Below are 1,452 nucleotides of genomic sequence, written 5' to 3'. Positions count from 1 at the left end.
GAGATCCCCATGCAAGTGAAGCTGACAGATGGAACGGAAGAAAGGCGCTTTGGACTGCCGGATGTGTTTATGAATGCTATTTCGGCAGCTCAGTCAAAAGAGGATAACGTTGTATTAGTACGTAAATGGGTGGAAGTTGGAGTACGCTACGGTGAATTTGATCAAGTAGGGAAAGAGGTTGTTGAAGAGTTAATGGCAGCCTATCCGGATAGCCGTCTTAACCTGTTTGTTGAGCAAGCTAAAAATCCTGAAAAAAGCAATCAAAAGCTTGTTCGCAATCTAATAAAAATTAATCTTAATGATTTAGAGGATCCAGACTGGCGCATCCGTTACCAGAAGCTTGAGCAAATGGATGATCCCGAAATTTCTGATTTGCCAGTATTGGAAAAAGCTTTACATGATGAAAAGGCCTCTATTAGAAGATTAGCAACCGTTTATTTAGGAATGATTGAAGATAAACAAGTTCTTCCGCTGCTCTATAAAGCGTTGAAAGACAAAACTGTCACTGTAAGAAGAACCGCAGGTGACTGTCTTTCTGATTTAGGATTTAAAGAAGCCATGCTAGAAATGATGCAAGCCTTAACGGATAGCAGTAAGCTTGTTCGTTGGCGTGCAGCCATGTTTCTGTACGAGGTTGGAGATGAATCAACTCTTCCTGCACTTAAAGCAGCTGAAAATGATCAGGAATTTGAGGTAAGTATGCAAATAAAACTTGCTATCGAAAGAATCGAGCAAGGAGAAGAAGCGAAGGGTTCTGTTTGGAAGCAGATGACGGAAGCCAGAAAGAATTAACTTTATCTTTATCGATCCAGATAATATTTTTGAAATTGAGCATAGGTTATAGTATTCTAACCATATAAAATGACAAACGGGAGATGTGTGAAAAATGTCAATGGCTTATGAAGAATATATGAAACAAATGGTTAAACCAATGAGACAAGAGCTTGTACAGGCGGGTTTCAAAGAATTATTGACAGTTGAAGAGGTTGAACAATTTGTAGAAAACGCAGAAGGAACGACACTTGTCGTTGTCAACTCTGTTTGCGGCTGTGCAGCAGGCCTAGCTCGTCCAGCAGCAACTCAAGCAGTGCTAAGAACGGAGAAAAAACCTGATCATTTAGTAACTGTTTTTGCTGGCCAGGAAAAAGATGCGACTGCGAAAATGAGAGAATACTTCGAAGGATTCGAGCCATCTTCTCCATCAATGGCTTTATTAAAAGGAAAAGAAGTGGTTCATTTTATTCACCGTCATGATATTGAAGATCATTCAATGGAAACAATTATGGAAAATCTTCTTGCTTCATTTGAAGCAAATTGTTAAATACGAATTGACTAGGATGTCTTATGACGTCCTTTTCTTTTTAGATACAGGTGACGTGAGATGATTATAACAACAGCTGGCAGAACAAATGAAGACATGACTACTTACGCAATTAATATAGCAAAAGAATT

The 1,452-nt window shown here is 39.0% G+C and carries 2 protein-coding genes; both read left to right on the top strand.

Going from position 1 to position 1,452, the window contains the following annotated elements:
• Positions 1-792: virulence factor (locus V7149_RS14370; protein ID WP_335346303.1), on the top strand; the 792-nt coding region annotated here is incomplete at its 5' end.
• A gap of 94 nt (positions 793-886) precedes the next feature.
• Positions 887-1,321 carry a BrxA/BrxB family bacilliredoxin gene (locus V7149_RS14365; RefSeq protein ID WP_335346302.1) on the top strand — a complete coding sequence of 145 codons (435 nt, stop codon included), beginning with the start codon at positions 887-889 and terminating at the stop codon, positions 1,319-1,321.
• The last annotated feature ends 131 nt before the right edge of the window (positions 1,322-1,452 follow it).

The organism is Bacillus sp. JJ1503, from assembly GCF_036965125.1.
GTDB lineage: Bacteria > Bacillota > Bacilli > Bacillales > Cytobacillaceae > Cytobacillus.
Note: the sequence above shows the minus strand (reverse complement) of the source record. Positions and strands in the feature narration are given on the sequence as shown.